This window comes from Arthrobacter antibioticus, from assembly GCF_030063205.1.
GTDB lineage: Bacteria > Actinomycetota > Actinomycetes > Actinomycetales > Micrococcaceae > Specibacter.
Genome location: NZ_JASISQ010000004.1, coordinates 196,111 through 213,608 on the forward strand (window position 1 = coordinate 196,111; position 17,498 = coordinate 213,608).

Consider the following 17,498-nt stretch of genomic DNA (forward strand, 5'->3'; position numbering starts at 1 on the left):
CCGCTGCGTCTTATGAGCGATACTTCAGCGTCCAGACAAACCACTACTGCGTCTTCGCTACGGTTGGATCTCAACGCAGACATCGGTGAGGCTTTTGGCCCTTGGGGCCTTGGCAATGACGCAGCCATCATGGCCAATGTCTCCAGTGTGAACATCGCCTGTGGTTTTCATGCCGGCGACCCGCGCTCCATGCGCCGCAGTTGCGCATCTGCGGCGGTCGCCGGTGTGTCGATTGGGGCGCACCCGGGTTACCGTGACTTGGCTGGTTTTGGCAGGCGCTTCATGGAGATGGATCCGGATGAGCTAACCCAGGAGCTTGTTTACCAAATCGGGGCGCTGCAAGCCATTGCACGGGCCGAGGGTGCCGCCGTGCGCTACGTCAAGCCTCATGGGGCTCTGTATAACGCCATCGTTCATCACGCGGAGCAGGCCCAGGCGGTGGTTACGGCCGTGCAGGAAACGGACCCAACTCTGGCGTTGTTGGTGGCGCCGAAATCGCACGTGAAGCGGTTGGGTCTGGCCGCCGGCCTGAAAGTTCTCACGGAAGCTTTTGCGGACCGTGCCTACAATCCGGATGGCACGCTGGTATCGCGAACGCATCCGGCGGCAGTCCATCACAGCCTTGATGTTGTGGTGGCCCAAAGCCTAGACCTCGCGTTGCATCAGGAAGTCACCGCGATTGACGGCTCCCGCATCAAAGTGACCGCCCAGAGCTTGTGCCTGCACGGAGATACTCCCGGCGCTGTTGCCATGGCCGCTGCTGTGCATGAGGCACTGGTGGGCGCCGGAGTGAGAATCAGCAGTTTCCTCTAGATGACCCACTCTTTTTTGCTCCGTCCGGCAGGGGACTGCGCTGTTTTGGTGGAATGTGAGGACCTTGCGGAGGTCATGGGTTTGCAGGCTGCGCTACGCTCCCCCACCGCACCCAAGATTGAGGAGGTGATTGCCGCAGCCCAAACCGTGTTCATTAGCTGCGACTCGCCCAGGATGCTCAGCAAGCTGCGGATGTGGCTAAAAAACGTGCAGCTTCCAGAACATGCCCCGGCGTCGGGAACCTTGCATATCCTCAATACCGTGTACGACGGCGCCGACCTCACCGAAGTGGCCCGGCTGGCCAGCATGAGTGTTGAGGCGTTGATCGCTTGGCATAGCGGCCAGAACTGGTTGGCTGCTTTTGGGGGTTTCGCGGCAGGTTTCATGTACCTCACACCGTCGGGCGAAGGGTTATCCGTTGCCAGACGTGCCAGTCCACGCACCTCTGTACCAGCTGGCTCTGTGGCTTTAGGTGGGCAGTTCTGTGCCGTTTATCCCGGCCCATCCCCCGGTGGATGGCAGTTATTGGGCCATAGCGATGTACTCCTGTGGGACGCTTCCCTACCGCAACCGGCACTGCTGATGCCCTCGGATACTGTTCGCTTTAAGACGATGCGGGAGACGGTACGTGGCAGTGCCACCGCACCGGTAACTGGCAGTTCCCTGATGCCTGCCGGTTCCCTGGTGTCTGGCAGTTCCCTGGTGTCTGGCAGTTACCTGATGCCGGCCGGTTCCCCGGTGCTTGCCGGCACTCCCGCCAAGAAGAATGTTGAGGGCGCAACCGGCAAAAATATCTCCTCCGGCGACGTGCCTCCTGCCGAGGGACTGATGGTGCTTGCGTCAGGAATGCTAACAACTGTGCAGGACTTGGGCCGTCCGGGCCTGGCTCACCAAGGTGTTAGTGGATCCGGCGCACTGGACCGGGCGGCTCTCCGCCGGGTTAACAGGATGGTGGGTAATACTGACATGTCCGGTTCCGGCTGCGCTGGCTTGGAAACCGTAATGGCCGGGTTGCGCATCAAAGCTATGGGAAGTCATGTTGTGGCTGTCACCGCTGGTGCCATCGAGTTGCAGATCCACTCTGTAGTTGGTTCCGAACGCGCTGCTCCGCTTGATACGCCGTTTGTGCTCAGAGACGGGGAGACTTTGGAGTTTCGTCCTCGTCTAGGGGCAGCAGGATTTCGTGGCTATCTGGGTGTGCGCGGGGGACTTGCCGTACCGGCCGTTCTGGGAAGTCGGTCCACCGATCTGCTGTCAGGGCTGGGACCGGCTCCTCTTCGTGCCGGAGCGTTTCTCCCCGTGGTCCAGCCTTTTAGAGGTGGCATAGTTGGATTTCCCGAGCCGGGCCCGAAGCCCACGCAGGTTCTTACAGTGTTCCGGTATCTTCCCGGACCACGCAATGGCTGGTTCACGCCTGAATCAAGAACAGAATTTGAGCAGCAGACGTGGCACCTCTCGGCTCAGTCCAATAGGATTGGCCTACGTTTGAGCGGAAGCCCATTAGTGCGCACCATGGCGGCCATGACGGCTGAGCTACCCAGCGAAGGCATGCCGACAGGCGCAATCCAAGTGCCGCCGTCGGGCCTTCCCGTGCTGTTCTTGGCCGACCACCCTGTGACCGGAGGCTACCCGGTGCTGGGCGTGGTCCCGCGCGAACAACTGGATCGGGCCGCGCAGCTGCCGCCCGGGGCGAAAATCCGCTTCGTCAGCAGTGAGTGCACATAGCAGTGAATAGATCAGGAGCAGGTAGGACTCTCAGCCTTGACGGGGGTTAACTTGTGCCATGTGCGTGAGTGAAAACCCAGGGCAGATCAGTCATCGTGAGCCTGTGCCGTGCTCCAGCAGAAGCCTTGGATTCAGGGTATTCCTCATCTCCGTCCCAGAGCACACCGGCAGCAGCTCCTGCACCAAACCCGGCCAAAGTACTGGCTGCTTCAGCGTTTGACGGCGTCAAAAGGTGGGTGTTGTAGATGAAAGGTGTAGCCTTTCGACTTTGCTCCACCGCTTGTTCCGTGGACTCCAGCCCTAGGAGATTGTGCAGTGTCACCCAGGTTGGTGGCACCAGGATCATCTTCCCGGCGGTATGAAGAGCAAGTGCCTCACGTGCAGGTAGCCATGAGCTGCGTTCATGCTCTTCGGGGTTAAGCACTACCTGGTCCGTGGTTGCCGCACCTAACATGAACCAGGTTCGGAACCGGCGCGGAATTCGTTGCATGGGTGTCCATTGCGATAGCCATACAAGTTCTTTTGGGGACAGCTGTTGGCCAGTTTCTTCGGCCAGCTCTCGCAAACCCGCAGCCTGCGCCGCAGCAAATTCATCAAGTTGCTCACCGGCAGGGTTAACCCTATCGCCGGGATCGACCTTGCCGCCAGGAAATACCCATGCGCCGCCAAAGGATCGGCTGTTGCCTGGCCGTTCCAGCATGAGTGTCTCCAGCCCTGCTGCACCGTCACGGAGCAGAACAATTGTGCAGGCATCTTCCAGCGGGGCAAGCTGTTGAGCAGTATCCATGGAACCAGCCTATCCTCACCAGTATTGCCCACAATGAGTTTGCACCGGAGTAGCCTGACAGAAGAGCCGTGATTAAAATACTGCTACGAAGGGCGAAACTGTGGAGTTCATGACATTAGGCCAGGCGCTGGAGAATGAACACCGTGAAATTGACGGTGGGATAGAGTCCTTCGTGGCCGCGATGGACTCCAAGGGACGCACCTCACCGACCTCGCTGCTAACGGCATTTTCGGGTCTACGCAGGCATATCTACTTGGAGGAAACTTTCTTGTTTCCACCTCTAAAGGCCGCCGGCCTCATGGGTCCACTGTTCGTGATGCTCCGCGAGCACGGCCAGCTGTGGAATCAAATGGGGACTATTGAGTCCCTACTGAGCACCGAGACTCAGAAAGGCGGTGAGGTTCAGAAAGCCACGCAGGGCCAGAAAGTCACGCTACGCAGTGCCTGCGCGGCGTTACTCCAGCTGCTCGACGCCCACAATTCCAAGGAAGAGACCATCATTTATGCGCAAGCGGATGAAATTCTTGACTCTGCCGCCGGCAGTGAACTCCTTAGCTTCTTGGAGAAGGGGACCATGCCACAGGGCTGGGTTTGCGGCGTCAGCTAACCAGCCACGAGATCAACCGAGAGTTCAGCCAGCGGCAGCCAACAATATGGACCTCGCCAAGGGCCCCCCTGTAACGGCACCCAAGTCACCGTCTTCAACGAATACGGCCACGGCAATATCGCCTTGGGCAGCAATCACCCATGAGTGTGTACGCGGAGGATTATCCGTGCCATATTCTGCCGTCCCCGTTTTACCAATCGCCTCAGCGCCAGGCAGGTCCCCCAACATGCCTAGGTAGCCCTCAGTAACAACGGCACGCATCATTGTGCGCAGGTCTATGGCTTCCTTCTGCGTCAATGCCGCACCTTCAGCGGCCTTCGATTTGCCGTCATGGCCTTCTATCAGCACGGGAAAAACAGCAGCACCCTTGACCACAGAGGACATCATCGCAGCCATCATCAGAGGTGAGACCTGTACCTTGCCCTGACCAATCATTGAGGCGGCGTGTTCGGTTCCGGCTGAGTCGCGCGGCACATTGCCGGCGAATGCTGGCAGCCCAAGGTCATTCGTCATGCCAACTCCCAAGGCCCCGGCAGCATCCGATAGCTTCTCTTGGGGAAGGTTCTGAAATTGGGAGACAAAAGCTGTGTTGCAGGAATGAGCGACGGCGGTTGTCAAGGACACTTCGCCTAGCGCATCGGGCGCATAACCAGGGGCATTGAGGAACTTCTTCCCATCGGCAATAAACTCAGGTGTGCAGCTTACTTTCGAACTCGGGTCCATCCCCTGTCGAAACAATCCCAATGACGTGGCAATTTTGAAAGTGGACCCTGGCGCATATTGGCCAAGGAACGCCGTGTTGTATCCCTGACTGTCCGGGCCATTCGCTGAGGCCAAAATTGCTCCTGTTGACGGACGCATGACCACGATCGAGCTGGGCGTCTTTACGTTTGCCAGTGACTCCTCGGCCGCGTTCTGCAGCCCCGGAACCAAAGTGGTTTTGACATCTTTACCGTTAGTCGGCGCAACTGTGAAGAGGATTTTCGGTGGTGAGGTGGGATCGGTGGGTGCCGTCCCGGCGTCGTCCACGGCAGCAGCGTCAGTCTCAGTGGAATCTGTGGCAGCAGGATCAGTGGGTGCCGGATCAGTGGGTGCATCGCTGGGAGCTGCTGAGGGAATGGCCGAAACCATTACTCCAGGATTTCCTGCAAGCTGCGCGTCGAAGGCGGCCTGTAATCCGCCGGCCCCGACAAATTCTCCGGCGACAACCTTGCCCTTAGATTTCTTGATATCTTCAGCCGTGGCCTCACGGACAGTGCCAAGGATGGCCGATGCAAAACTGCGTGAGGGCGCAAGCGGCATGGTTGATTCGGTGGCGAGGATACCCTTGATTGCGTTGAATTTTTCCTGGTCCAACGCCTTAAATGCCTCCTCGCGCAAGGTGAGGGCGTCGACAAACGCTATGGGTCCGTAGGCCTTGACCTTGGCGGTGTAGGCGGCCGCGTCAATACCGAGAAGCCCGGCCAGCTGGTTGGCCGATGCTTCAGCTTCAGAATCATCCAACCCCTCTTTGTTGATGCCGACACTTCGCACGGGCCGGTCCTTGACAATCGCCTCACCATCAGCTGAGAGGATCCCCGCACGGATGCCGTAGTTGGTGCTCACTTTAAAGCGATCACCTGCCGCCAATTTAGGTTCAACCATTTCTGGAGACCACGCGATAGTCCAGCCATTACCGTCACGTTTCATGTCGGCACCCGTGGCGTAGGTCCAGGGTTTCTCTACTTTGGGTAATTTCCAGGAGTAATTCAGAGAGACTCGGGCGCTTTCGCCCTGGACCTCTACGGCACTAACGCTGACCGTGGGCCACGACGGATCAATAGATTCAGCGAGCTCGGTCAGCTCCTTTTGAACTTGCGGGCCAGGTTTGTCGAAGCTGAGATCTCCGACCGTATGGTCCGATAGGGCCTTCGCCAGGGCTTCAGCGGTTGAGCTTCCGTCATCAGGGGCGGAACAGGCTGCACCACCCAGAGCAAGGCTGATAGCAAGCAGCAAAACTGTGACGCGACGAATCATTGACTTCCTGACGTTGATTTGTGAGTAACCCTACCCGCAGGCGGGCCTCCCCCTGGAGTCCGCACTAGCCTCATGGACAGACAAGTGTTCAACGATACTTCGGTGCGGGCGGAAGACGCAGGACTACTCCGACGCTCCTTAAGTTTTTAACACTTCTGCGGCCACTGCGGCGGCTGGTGTGCTGGGGGCTCCTGGGATCTGCGAACTCTCTTCCGGTGCTGGCGGAAGGAGGTTCGTTGCAGCTGCTGCAGTTGCCGCTGTCATATCTTCTAAGAAACGTTCAACCACGGCCAGCTCGGCCGGCGAATAGTTGCTCAGCGCCAACCCGAGCTGGGCTGCCAGTGGCATAAACAGCTCTCTACCGACGCTACGTGCGGTGTCAGTCATGGTGAGGTCAACTTGGCGTCTGTCGCTTTCGCTACGGCAGCGGGTGACGTGACCGGAACGCTCAAGTCTGTCAACTAGCGCAGTAGTTGCTGGTGAGCTGAGGTTGAGAGCCTCACCGAGTTTGCCAGGTGTCATCAGTTCTTGCTGGCGGCGGGGCCTGACCAGCAACCCCAATGCGTTAAGATCCGTCCGGTGGAGCCCATGTAAGGATGCCGCCTTGTCGACGTAGCGGTCAGACTCAATCGTGAACTCCCGCATTTTTGCGAGAAGTTGAGCATGCGGCTGTGAAGACTTCATGACCCAATCCTCCCCTATCGCCAACTATCTCGTTAACATAGTATCTAGATTATCTAACCTCTCGGCGATGGAAGTATTGTCTAAAACATGAAGAATCTAGATTGGTCCCCCAAACGCTGGCTTCGCCTAACGCTGCCACCCATCCTTATTATTGTGTGGCTGCTGGTTGCCGGGCTAGGTGGTCCCACCTTTGGAAAAATCTCTGAAGTGTCAACCAACGATCAAGCGAGCTTTCTGCCGGCCAGCGCAGAATCTACCGCGGCTCGCGAATGGCAGCTGAAGTTTGTGGACAGCAATGCCATCCCTGCCGTGGTGTTGCTGACCTCAACAGAAGCACTGACCAGTGAACAGCTCGGCCAGATCGCTACCTTGCCGAAGAAGCTGAGTGCTGTTAGTGGTGTCCAGAAACCGGAAGCACCCGCGACGACTAGCGTTGCAGGGCCTATTCCGTCAGAAGATAAGAAAGCCGTAGAGTTCTTAGTCCCCATTTCAGGTACTGATGAGGTTAAGTCGGTAGTGGATGAGCTTCGCAACGTCTTGCAATCATCTGCGCCTGGTGGTGTCAGCATCTATGTGACAGGTCCTGCCGGGCTGACAGCTGATCTGGTGAATGCTTTCGGCGGTATCGACGGGATTCTGCTGCTGGTGGCACTAATAGCCGTATTCGTTATTTTGTTAGTCGTTTACCGTTCGGTTGTGCTGCCCCTACTAGTCCTCTTCACCTCAGTGGTTGCGCTGTGCGCTTCCATAGTGGTGATTTACTACATGGCAAGCTGGGATTGGATCAAACTTAGCGGCCAAAGCCAAGGTATTCTTTCGATTCTTGTCATTGGTGCGGCAACTGATTACTCCCTGCTATTGGTAGCGCGCTTCCGCGAAGCACTGCACCAAGTGCAGTCGAAATGGGCGGCACTGGGACGTGCAATGCGCGGCGCGTGGGAACCCATAGTCGCTTCCGGTTCCACAGTCATTTTGGCCATGCTGTGTCTCCTGTTCTCGGATTTGAACTCCAACCGCAGTTTGGGACCAATCGCGGCCATTGGAATTCTGTTCTCCCTTGTTGCAGCCCTGACGTGCTTGCCCGCATTGCTGGTTGCCTTTGGCCGAGGAGCCTTCTGGCCCTTCAAACCGAAGATGGACGCTAATCATGCGAATAAGCATGCAGACCACGGGACACACGGCATGAGTGTGGAAAAGACCGATGCAGTGGAGCACGGACTGGCTGGAGTGGGCGGCATCTGGCGGCGCATCGGCTTACTGATTGCCCGGAGGCCGCGAATTACATGGGTTGTAACCTTGGTTCTACTTTTGGCTGCCAGCTCAGGGATTTTGCAATTACAGGCCAACGGCGTATCGCAGACTGAAGTACTTCTGGGACCGAGCAACGCAGTCGATGGACAACGAGCGTTAGCTGAACACTTCGCCGGTGGTAGCGGTAGCCCTGTGCTGATCATCGCCGACCAAAATAGCAAAGATCAGATTTTGGTAGCGGTAAAGGACACGGAAGGGATCACCGAGGCCAGTATCTATACTGGCAACGGCCGACCTGACGTAGCTGCAGAGCCTGTTGTGAAGGAAGGTCGCGTACTGATCAACGCCACGTTGGCAGATCAAGCGGATTCCAGTGCTGCTGAACAGGTTGTTGTGGAACTTCGCAAGCAATTGCCGCCAGTTGATTCGACTGTCTTGGTCGGGGGTGTTTCTGCAATTGCTTTGGATACCAACCTCACGGCACAAAGTGACCTGTTCAAGATTGTGCCATTGGTATTGCTGGTCATTCTCGTGGTCCTGATACTGCTGCTGCGTTCGATTGTTGCACCGCTGCTGCTAATCGGCTCGGTGGTGTTGTCCTACATAGCCACCATGGGCGTGTCTGCCTTGGTGTTCAATCACGTGTTCGACTTTCCGGGCGCGGATGCCACCGTGCCCCTGTTTGGCTTCGTTTTCTTGGTGGCTTTGGGCGTGGATTACAACATCTTCTTGATGACCCGCGTTCGCGAGGAGTCGCTGCTCATGGGTACTCACGCAGGTATATTGCGAGGTTTGGGCAAAACAGGTGGAGTGATCACTTCCGCAGGCGTGGTCCTTGCCGCTACATTTGCAGCGCTGGGCATTATTCCGTTGTTGTTCCTGGCCCAACTGGCATTTATCGTTGCATTTGGCGTATTACTTGACACCGTAATCGTCCGAACACTTCTAGTGCCGGCACTGACCTATGACATTGGCAACCGTGTCTGGTGGCCGTCTAAAAGGACGTTTGGTGGCTTGAATCCATTCGAGAATAGCCCCAGATCCTCAGACAGCCAGCCAGTTGCTCAGCCATCCGGTGAGCCAGAGAGGTAGCCTGCCCATCAGCAGAAAACGGTAGCTCCTAAAGCCAGCAGGTTCCCCGTGGGGCGCACGTTCTTCAGCAGCGGTTCTGCAAGATCCTTTCTGGTGCGGCCCATCGTCAGGGGTCTTTTCTGGTGCGGCCGTTCTTCAGGAGGCTTTCTGGAGACTCTTTTGGAGCGGCCGTACTGCGGGACCTGCTCTGGAGGCATTCGTAAGAGGTAGCGGCGGTCCCGTGCTTCCCATTCGTCATACTGCTAGGCCAGTACGGCCCCGGCGAGTCGGAGCAGGGCTGCCGGGTTGGGGAACACCCCTGCGACGTCGGTGCGCCGTTTGATTTCCTTGCTGAGCCGTTCCATGGGGTTCGTGAACCATATCTGCCGCCAGTGCCTGGCCGGGAAGCCGGCGAACGCGAGCACGTCATCCCGGGCATCGCCGAGCACCCCTGCGACTTCTGGGAGGGACTTGGCCAGCATCCTGGTGACCTCGTCGAACTGGGTGTTCACGTGCCCGGCATCGGGCTGGGAGAAGGCGGTGCGGATAATCGAGCCGACCATGTCTTGGGATTCCTTGGGCACGATCGAGAGCACGTTTCGCATGAAATGCACTCGGCACCGCTGCCAGCCCGCACCTTGGAACACCGCGCCGACGGCCTTCTTCACGCCGCTATGGGCGTCAGAGCTCGCCAGCTTCACCCCGTCCAGCCCGCGGGCCTTGAACGACCGCAGGAACGCGGTCCAGAACCCCTCGTTCTCGGAGTCGCCGACATCGAAGCCGAGCACTTTCCTGCGTCCGTCAGCAGCCATACCGAAAGCGACCACGACCGCTTGGGGCACGACCCGGTGCCCAACCCTGGCCTTGCAGTAGGTGGCATCAAGGAACAGGTAGGGTAGTCCATGGCGGAGAGATCCCGGTCCCTGAAAGCACCGTCCTCATGGTCAAAGTCCGCACAGATCCGGGACACCTCGGACTTGGAAATCCCTGTATCAGCCCCGAGCGCCTTGACCAGATCATAGACCTTGCACGTGGAGACCCCGTGCAGGTAGGCCTCCATCACCAGGACGAAATGCCTGATCCACGCGGCGCTGGCGCTCCAGCAACGCAGGAAGGAACGAGCCGTTGCGCAGCTTGAGGATCTTCAGGTTCAAGTCCCCCGCGCCGGTTGTCAACGTCCTGGGCCGGGACCCGTTGCGCTGGGTGGTAAGGGCCTCCGGGCGTTCGAACGGGGCAGCACCGATGAACGCTGTCGCCTCAGCCTCGATGAGCTGCTGATACAGCATTTTCAGTCGCGGTACGGATCCGTTCGGAGACATCGGGAAGTTTTAAGTTGGCCAAGCAGGTTGAACAAGGCAGACTGGTCTAGAGCCATCGTGTGTTTGTGTCCTTTGTGAGTTCTTTGATCAATACTCACTGACCATCGCACGATGGCTCTTCACATCAGAAATTCGATGCTCAGCAACGGGAAAATACACCACTCCACGGGGCGTAACCCTGCTGTAGCTGGAGCAGCTATGGATTGTGGCGTTTTTTGTGGTGTTTGGTGGTGTTTTCTTTTGGTGGGTTGAGGGTGTGGTTGATGTGTTTTTTGAGCCAGGTGGGGTATTGGGTGCGTTGGGGTTCTTGATGTTGGGGTTTTTGGTAGTTCCCTGATGGGGTGATCCAGCCGATGCGTCCGTCGGGGGTGGGTTGAGGGGTCCAGCCACGAAGACGAATGTTTTGCCGGTGTGGTTCTTGATAGCGGCGGTAGTTACCGTGGCGGTCTTTATCGTCCTTGAAGTGCTTGAGGCGGTGGTGACGTGCGCAGGCAGGGCGAAGATTAGTCATGGCCGTGGTCCCCCCGTGTTCCCACGCGTTCAGGTGATCCGGCTCAGTGTCCATTACTGGATAAGGACAATTAGGGATGTAACAACCCCCAGTCAGGGCTTGCAGCACAGCTTTTTCAGCGTTGCTAAGTGTGTACCGGTCCGGGTTCAACGCTAATGCTTCCCCACTGATCGGATCGGTGAGCACGCGTAGGAACGTGTGTGAGGCTGCCATGAGTTTCCTTGCGATTTCTTCTGGTACGGGACTGGTGCCGATACCCACAAGCTCCGCGGGCTCATCAGTTATCCCTAGCAAGCCTAGGAAAGGAACCTTCAGGAGAATCAATGCCTTTGGTAGCGGCGGATCCGTAATGACTTTCCCCTGCGCCAGTGCGTGAAGCTGGTCTAAGTATTCTTGTTGCTGATCTTCCACGATCCCGTCAATGACCCCATTGACGAAACCTGAACCATCCCCCACTAACTCCCCCACCACCAGAACATCCACCCCAACATCTACACCAGTATCTGCTCCGCTATCGCCAGCATCTACTCCAGTATCGCCAGCGACGTCCTGGGCAAGGGCAGGGTGCGCATCATCCACCGCACTGCCCTCACCACCTAATCCCCTCCCAGCCCCCTTCTCAGCCGCGGGGCGCTCTTGAACAGGGAGGTACCCCTGAATCGGGTTACCTGGATTATGCAGGGAGTCAGCCTCACGTCCAAGGCAGGATTCACGCACGTCACCACCTATGGCACCACCACCTATGGCACCACCGCCTGTGGCATCACGGTCTTTGGGGTCAGGGTCTGTGTGTGTCCAGATAGGCTCCGGATCAACCAACCTCACCCCAAAGCCCGAGCTAAATCCCCCGGAACTACTCTCGCTAGTACAGTGCCCGGAAGTACCAGCACTGCCACCGCGGTGACCCCAGTCAGGAACGTTGCTGCTGGTGCTGGTCGTGCTGGTGCTGGCGTTGTTACTGCCGGTCTTGGTGTAGTTGTTGGCGGGTAGTTCTTGACCCATCAGCAGTAGTGCAGCAACGTCAACACGAAGTTGATCCAGAGTTCTGTATTCCCCACGATCTCCCCCAACCCCATTCCCAAAACCGGGGCCAGGGTTAGGGCGTGGTGTGGGGTGGGTGTTGGTGTGGTTTTTGATGGCTCGTGCTGTGCGGGTGCAGTGCGTCATGATCCCTGCTGCGGCCAGGGTGGGTAGATGCAGGCTTAGCCAGGACATCCCGTCGCGGCCTTCTTCGCAGAACATTTTACGCCGTGTGAAGGCTTCCTTGGTGGCGGTGGTGAGGGTATCTGGGAATGTTGACTCACGGGCCCGGCGGGCTTTGGAGGCAAACACTGATGCGGTAGCCCCGGGTGCTAGCACCAGCAATCGGGTCTGGAAAGCGGCGACTTCAGGGGCACTGATGCCACTGCTCTCTTTGACAGTGGTGATCTCATCAGCGATCGTGCATGCGTGCCGCCAAGATAAAACCCCTGCTTGTAAAGCCTTGAACGTGACTGGGTGTTTTAGAACCTCCACGCAGTGATGCGTGAGTGCGGCAGCTGTTCGTTCAGGGATCCCTAAGACCAAAGCTGCTTCCAACACGGCACTACTTTGCGCTAGTGATGATTGGTTCCGGTCTAGATCAACTAAAACTCGTTCTACTTCTACCGCACCCATTAATCGTCCCAACAGGGCCGCTTTACACGCCGCGGTAGCGTCTTCTAAACGCTTCACTACCGCCAAAGCGGCGATAGCACCATCATGAACACCACGCACCACACCTAACTGAGAGGGCGGCTCCGGCTGTGGCGGGGGAAAGCCAATCAGTGGCGGTAATCCTGCCAACGATGGATTGTCAGTGCCGAAGGGTTCAATAGAAGGAAGAGCGGCTATCGCACCAAGGAGTGCGGCCACATCCTGTGTGGCTTCCTCGCCCCGTTCCCCGGGGGCCATCACCGGAATACTCATACCACAAGTCTACGCCCGTCGTGACCGAAACGCTATAGTTCCTAGAAGAAACATTCTATACAACATCATTTGGCCACCCTTCATAGCTGTCACGAGCCTGAAAAATCGGAGGCCGGCTGGATGCGGACTAGATCCGAATTTTTGCTGCTTGGGAATCCGATGTGTCAGGTTGTTCCTAACACTCAGCGGGGTCCGCAACCACGCCCGTAACCATTGAATCCCGCCCGAAATCAGATACTCAGGTATTTAGGGAGATTTCAAGCTCAACCAGCAAGATAAAATGTCTCACACTAAAGCCTGGCCGTTGCCCATTCCCCTTCCCATTAGTGAAGGGGGGAAATTACACTCCCCTGATGAGACTACGGGCGCACCAAAAGGGCGCTCATGCAGCAAAGGATTTCAGATCTAAAGTGAGGTTCTTTCTGCCAGAGTTTCCCGCGTAACTGACCGTTCAAGATTGGTCAGTGGCCACAATTACTCCAGGTTTAAATCTTTTGGTCAATTAGATTTAGCAAATACTGTCCGTAGCCACTCTTTGACAGAAGCTCGCCCCGCGCACGGAGTTCGTCGTCATTGAGGAATCCCTGCCTCCAAGCAATCTCTTCCGGTGCTCCGATTTTCAGTCCTTGTCGATTCTCAATCGTACGAACAAAATTGGAAGCATCATTTAGATCTGAGAAGGTTCCCGTGTCAAGCCATGCAGTCCCTCGTGGCAGGATTTCGACCTTGAGTTTGCGTTGCTTTAGATAAATACGGTTCACATCAGTGATCTCAAGTTCACCTCGTGCAGAGGGCTTCAGATTCCGGGCAATTTCCACGACGTTATTGTCGTAAAAATAGAGCCCAGGGACAGCGTAGTTACTCTTAGGAGAGTCCGGCTTCTCCTCGAGTGAAATGGCATTCCCGGCAGCATCAAATTCAACCACGCCATAGGACTTGGGATTAACAACCTGGTAACCGAAAATAGTAGCGCCATCCACATTGGCGTGGCGGCTGAGCTGGGTGCCCATGCCCTGACCATAAAAGATGTTATCCCCGAGGACCAACGCGACGGGTCCGTCACCTATGTGTTCGCGTCCCAGAACAAAGGCCTGTGCGAGGCCATCGGGCGATGGTTGCTGCACGTAGGTCAGGGATATGCCGAATTGTGAACCATCACCCAAAAGGCGCTGAAACTGGTCCGCGTCGTGTGGTGTTGTAATAATAAGAATGTCGCGAATACCCGCCAGAATTAGCGTCGACAGTGGGTAATAGATCATCGGTTTGTCGAAAACAGGGACGAGTTGCTTGCTGATCCCTAAAGTGATCGGGTGCAGTCGTGAGCCGGTACCGCCGGCAAGGATTATTCCGCGCATAGTGCCTATGATCCCGTGTCTTGGCTGAGTGTCCAAACCGGTAGAGTGAGCGAATGCAGAAATTACTTATTTCAGGCGGCGCCGGGTTCATTGGCTCTAACTTTGTTCACTACGTCCTTGAGAACACGGACATGCACGTAACGGTGCTTGATAAGCTGACCTACGCAGGAAATTTGGCCTCTTTAGCAGGACTGCCTACGGAGCGCTTCACTTTTGTTAAGGGTGATATCTGTGACGCAGAAATTGTTGACGGACTGGTGTCAGCAACCGACGCAGTTGTTCACTATGCAGCCGAATCACATAATGACAACTCATTACATGATCCCCGGCCGTTCTTGGAAACAAACATTATCGGCACGTATACGTTAATTGAGGCTGCCCGTAAGCACAACAAACGTTTCCACCATATCTCCACGGATGAAGTCTACGGTGACCTTGCTCTGGATGAACCACAGCGGTTCACTGAAGGCACCCCGTATGCACCTTCCAGTCCCTATTCCTCGACGAAGGCCGGATCGGACATGCTGGTGCGTGCTTGGGTAAGGTCCTTCGGACTGCAGGCCACCATTAGCAACTGCTCCAATAACTATGGCCCATACCAGCATGTGGAGAAATTTATCCCACGTCAAATCACTAATGTGATCGACGGAATCCGTCCAAAACTCTATGGCAACGGCGAAAACGTCCGCGACTGGATCCACGCGAACGACCACTCATCGGCTGTGCTGACCATCTTGAAACATGGCCGCATTGGCGAGACGTACCTAATCGGTGCTGACGGAGAGAAGAACAATAAGAACGTCATTGAACTGATTCTTACCCACATGAACCTGCCCGCGGACGCCTATGACCATGTCACTGACCGTCCCGGCCATGACCTGCGCTACGCCATCGATTCTGCGAAGTTACGCAACGAACTCGGCTGGCGCCCATCGTTCGAAAATTTCGACGCTGGTCTAGAAAACACTATCCAGTGGTATCGGGACAATGAGTCATGGTGGCGTCCACAGAAGGCGACCACTGAAACAAAATATCTGGAACAGGGTCAATAGGAATGTCAATTGAGTTCTCCAAATCATTGACCACAACTACAACTCCAATTCCTGGAGTGGTCCTCTATCAGCTGCCCGTCCACGGCGACAACAGAGGATGGTTTAAGGAAAATTGGCAGCGCGAGAAAATGATGGCTCTGGGCCTACCCGATTTTTTTCCAGTGCAGAATAATATTTCCTTCAATGCCAAGGCTGGAACCACTCGCGGTATTCATGCTGAACCGTGGGACAAATTCATTTCCGTGGCTTCGGGCAGAATTTTTGGCGCGTGGGTGGATCTACGTGAAGGCGATTCGTTCGGCGCCGTATTCACCACAGTCATGGATCCCTCCCATGCCATCTTTATACCCCGTGGTGTTGGCAACGCGTTTCAAACTTTGGAGGATTCCACCGCATACACCTACTTGGTAAATGATCACTGGTCAGCAGATGCACAGGACCAATATACTTTCCTAAATCTTGCGGATGAGAAAGCCGCTATTGACTGGCCCATCCCTCTGGATCAGGCTGAATTGTCTCTGAAAGACGAGTCGCATCCACGCTTATCCAAGGTCGAGCCCATGATGCCCAAGAAGATATTAGTTCTGGGCGCAGATGGACAGCTCGGGAAGGCTTTGCGGGAGGCCTACCATGACAACACCAGCGTGGAATTTGCTACCCGTTCGGACTTCGATCTTGGCGCACAGGCGTCGTACACACGTCGGAAGTGGAAGAATTACTCCACCGTTATCAACGCTGCCGCTTATACGGCCGTGGATGCTGCTGAGACTGCTGAAGGTCGCAAAACGGCTTGGGCCATCAATGTGACAGCAGTCGCCCGCTTGGCGGCAGTGTGCGCTAACCATGGCATCACCTTGGTTCACGTCTCCAGCGACTACGTTTTTGATGGAAGTCAGGAATGGCATGCCGAGGATGAAGAGCTCACACCCCTCGGAGTCTACGGACAAACTAAGGCAGCGGGAGAGGCAGTAGTCGCTGTCATTCCCCGGCACTACATTGTGCGCACTAGTTGGGTCATAGGCGAGGGCAAGAACTTTGTGCGCACCATGGCTTCACTGGCCCGCCAAGGAATCGCTCCAACCGTGGTCAACGATCAAATTGGTCGATTGAGTTTTGCCCAAGACATCGCTGCCGGGATTCTGCATCTACTCCAAACCGGGGCAGACTTTGGCGTCTACAACTTGACCAACACCGGAGAGCCACAGTCGTGGGCCGACATTGCCGCTGACATTTACGAACTTTCCGGCGCCAGCCGTGACCACGTGACGGGTGTCAGCACACAGGTCTACTTCGAAGGGAAACCGGCGGCACCTCGTCCAATGAACAGCGTTCTAGACTTATCGCGCATCAAGGCCACGGGGTTCATTCCCGCACACTCCCAGCAACGACTTACGGAATATTTGGCAAAATAGAAAGCAAACAGCAAGGCAATCCAGCGAGAATCCTCTGTGACTTTCCCGGTACCAAGTATTTGCGGGGCCGACCACTACTAAATCCGCACCCATCCCCCACAACGCAAGAACCGTCGTCGTCCCCCAAAAAAGGGGACAACGACGGCGCCGGCCATGGGAGCTATTTAGCGTTGAAAGCCGAAGGCCAAGGCAACAGTGTTGGCAATTGGACCGAATCCGCGGCAGCTTCGGCACGCAGGCTGCCCATAGAGGGTGTGCGGCCCGCCAGCCATGCCGCAATATCGGTGATCATTCCTTGAATCGACACAGTATTCTCGCCGGCTCCGACTGTCATGGGAGGCAGCCCCAGCGGCAGTAACTTCAGCTGAATATCCGCCGGCACCCGAGAGGTCAGGAACTCGATCACATAGAGGGCGAACTCTTTAGACCAGGTTTCCGGGCCGCGCCCCAACTGCAGGTCTGCCAAGTGGATGACCATCTCGCGCCAGTATGCCAGCGCACCATCGCGAACCACACCATTGCGGTAACTGATAGGTAGATTCCATTGCTCGTCGTCAAGGCCGTCCAGAGCCGTCAACACACGAGTAAATCCAGCAGAAATATACTCCTTGTGCTCCTGCGCCGTGTGGCCGGCATTCATCTCAATCGCTTGCGTTCGGCCGCCCTGACCGCCGTCATAGAACTCAATGAGCTCCCCGCGCACAGCATATTCAACCTGGCGGGCAACTGCATTGGAAACATGCGCAATATGTGCCAAAACATGCCCGCGTGTCCAGCCCTCCAGCTCTGTGGGGGCCAAGACATCGGCGTCGCTGAGGCCCCCCAACTTTGCGCTCACATTCTCTGTTGCGGCCTTGAGCCGCTCCATCAGCTGCGCGTTAGAAATATCAGTCATGAACCCCAGCCTAGACGGCCGAGGGGCCCGGCGCGAGCCTGCCAGTGGTGGGA

General features: G+C 56.5%; 12 protein-coding genes and 1 pseudogene. 6 read left to right on the top strand and 7 right to left on the bottom strand.

Annotated features, from left to right (window positions below; genetic code table 11):
• Window positions 1-12: 12 nt before the first annotated feature.
• Window positions 13-813, top strand: a complete 801-nt coding sequence (locus QMG40_RS10745; protein WP_283531048.1) for a LamB/YcsF family protein — start codon at window positions 13-15, stop codon at window positions 811-813.
• The gene (locus QMG40_RS10750) at window positions 814-2,538 is read left to right on the top strand and encodes a 5-oxoprolinase subunit B/C family protein (protein ID WP_283531049.1); all 1,725 of its coding nucleotides are present in this window, start codon (window positions 814-816) and stop codon (window positions 2,536-2,538) included.
• 46 nt (window positions 2,539-2,584) lie between these two features.
• Here the strand turns inward: QMG40_RS10750 and QMG40_RS10755 are convergent, their stop codons facing one another.
• Complete coding sequence (locus tag QMG40_RS10755) at window positions 2,585-3,325, bottom strand: NUDIX hydrolase (RefSeq protein ID WP_283531050.1); 741 nt, start codon at window positions 3,323-3,325, stop codon at window positions 2,585-2,587.
• Between the two features lie 109 nt (window positions 3,326-3,434).
• On the opposite strand from QMG40_RS10755, the gene QMG40_RS10760 reads away from it, so the two are divergent.
• On the top strand, window positions 3,435-3,932 hold the full coding sequence (locus QMG40_RS10760; protein ID WP_283531051.1) for a hemerythrin domain-containing protein: 498 nt from the start codon (window positions 3,435-3,437) through the stop codon (window positions 3,930-3,932).
• A 24-nt stretch (window positions 3,933-3,956) separates the two neighbouring features.
• On the opposite strand, the gene QMG40_RS10765 is transcribed toward QMG40_RS10760, so the two are convergent.
• Together QMG40_RS10765 and QMG40_RS10770 are read right to left on the bottom strand one after the other, a co-directional pair.
• A complete protein-coding gene (locus QMG40_RS10765) occupies window positions 3,957-5,948 on the bottom strand; it encodes a penicillin-binding transpeptidase domain-containing protein (protein ID WP_283531052.1) in 1,992 nt (663 codons plus the stop codon).
• Window positions 5,949-6,086: 138 nt separating this feature from the next.
• Window positions 6,087-6,632 (bottom strand): MarR family winged helix-turn-helix transcriptional regulator, encoded by a 546-nt coding sequence (locus QMG40_RS10770; protein WP_283531053.1) that lies wholly within the window; start codon window positions 6,630-6,632, stop codon window positions 6,087-6,089.
• A gap of 87 nt (window positions 6,633-6,719) precedes the next feature.
• Here QMG40_RS10770 and QMG40_RS10775 point away from each other — a divergent pair, with 87 nt between their 5' ends.
• Window positions 6,720-8,975: an MMPL family transporter gene (locus QMG40_RS10775; protein ID WP_283531054.1), complete on the top strand. Its 2,256-nt coding sequence runs from the start codon at window positions 6,720-6,722 to the stop codon at window positions 8,973-8,975.
• Window positions 8,976-9,220: 245 nt separating this feature from the next.
• Here the strand turns inward: QMG40_RS10775 and QMG40_RS10780 are convergent.
• The 3 genes and pseudogenes from QMG40_RS10780 to rfbA form a co-directional block, all read right to left on the bottom strand.
• Window positions 9,221-10,329 (bottom strand): annotated as a pseudogene (locus QMG40_RS10780) (IS256 family transposase); the annotation flags it as partial.
• A 140-nt stretch (window positions 10,330-10,469) separates the two neighbouring features.
• Window positions 10,470-12,731 carry an HNH endonuclease signature motif containing protein gene (locus QMG40_RS10785; protein ID WP_283531055.1) on the bottom strand — a complete coding sequence of 754 codons (2,262 nt, stop codon included), beginning with the start codon at window positions 12,729-12,731 and terminating at the stop codon, window positions 10,470-10,472.
• Between the two features lie 485 nt (window positions 12,732-13,216).
• A complete protein-coding gene (gene rfbA, locus QMG40_RS10790) occupies window positions 13,217-14,086 on the bottom strand; it encodes a glucose-1-phosphate thymidylyltransferase RfbA (protein WP_283531056.1) in 870 nt (289 codons plus the stop codon).
• 53 nt (window positions 14,087-14,139) lie between these two features.
• On the opposite strand from rfbA, the gene rfbB reads away from it, so the two are divergent.
• Window positions 14,140-15,138: a dTDP-glucose 4,6-dehydratase gene (rfbB, locus tag QMG40_RS10795; protein WP_283531057.1), complete on the top strand. Its 999-nt coding sequence runs from the start codon at window positions 14,140-14,142 to the stop codon at window positions 15,136-15,138.
• A 2-nt stretch (window positions 15,139-15,140) separates the two neighbouring features.
• Entirely contained in the window at window positions 15,141-16,550 is a 1,410-nt protein-coding gene (locus QMG40_RS10800; RefSeq protein WP_283531058.1) for a bifunctional dTDP-4-dehydrorhamnose 3,5-epimerase family protein/NAD(P)-dependent oxidoreductase, read from the top strand.
• Window positions 16,551-16,710: 160 nt separating this feature from the next.
• Here QMG40_RS10800 and QMG40_RS10805 read toward each other — a convergent pair whose 3' ends face one another.
• Window positions 16,711-17,445 (bottom strand): maleylpyruvate isomerase family mycothiol-dependent enzyme, encoded by a 735-nt coding sequence (locus QMG40_RS10805; protein WP_283531059.1) that lies wholly within the window; start codon window positions 17,443-17,445, stop codon window positions 16,711-16,713.
• Window positions 17,446-17,498 lie beyond the last annotated feature (53 nt).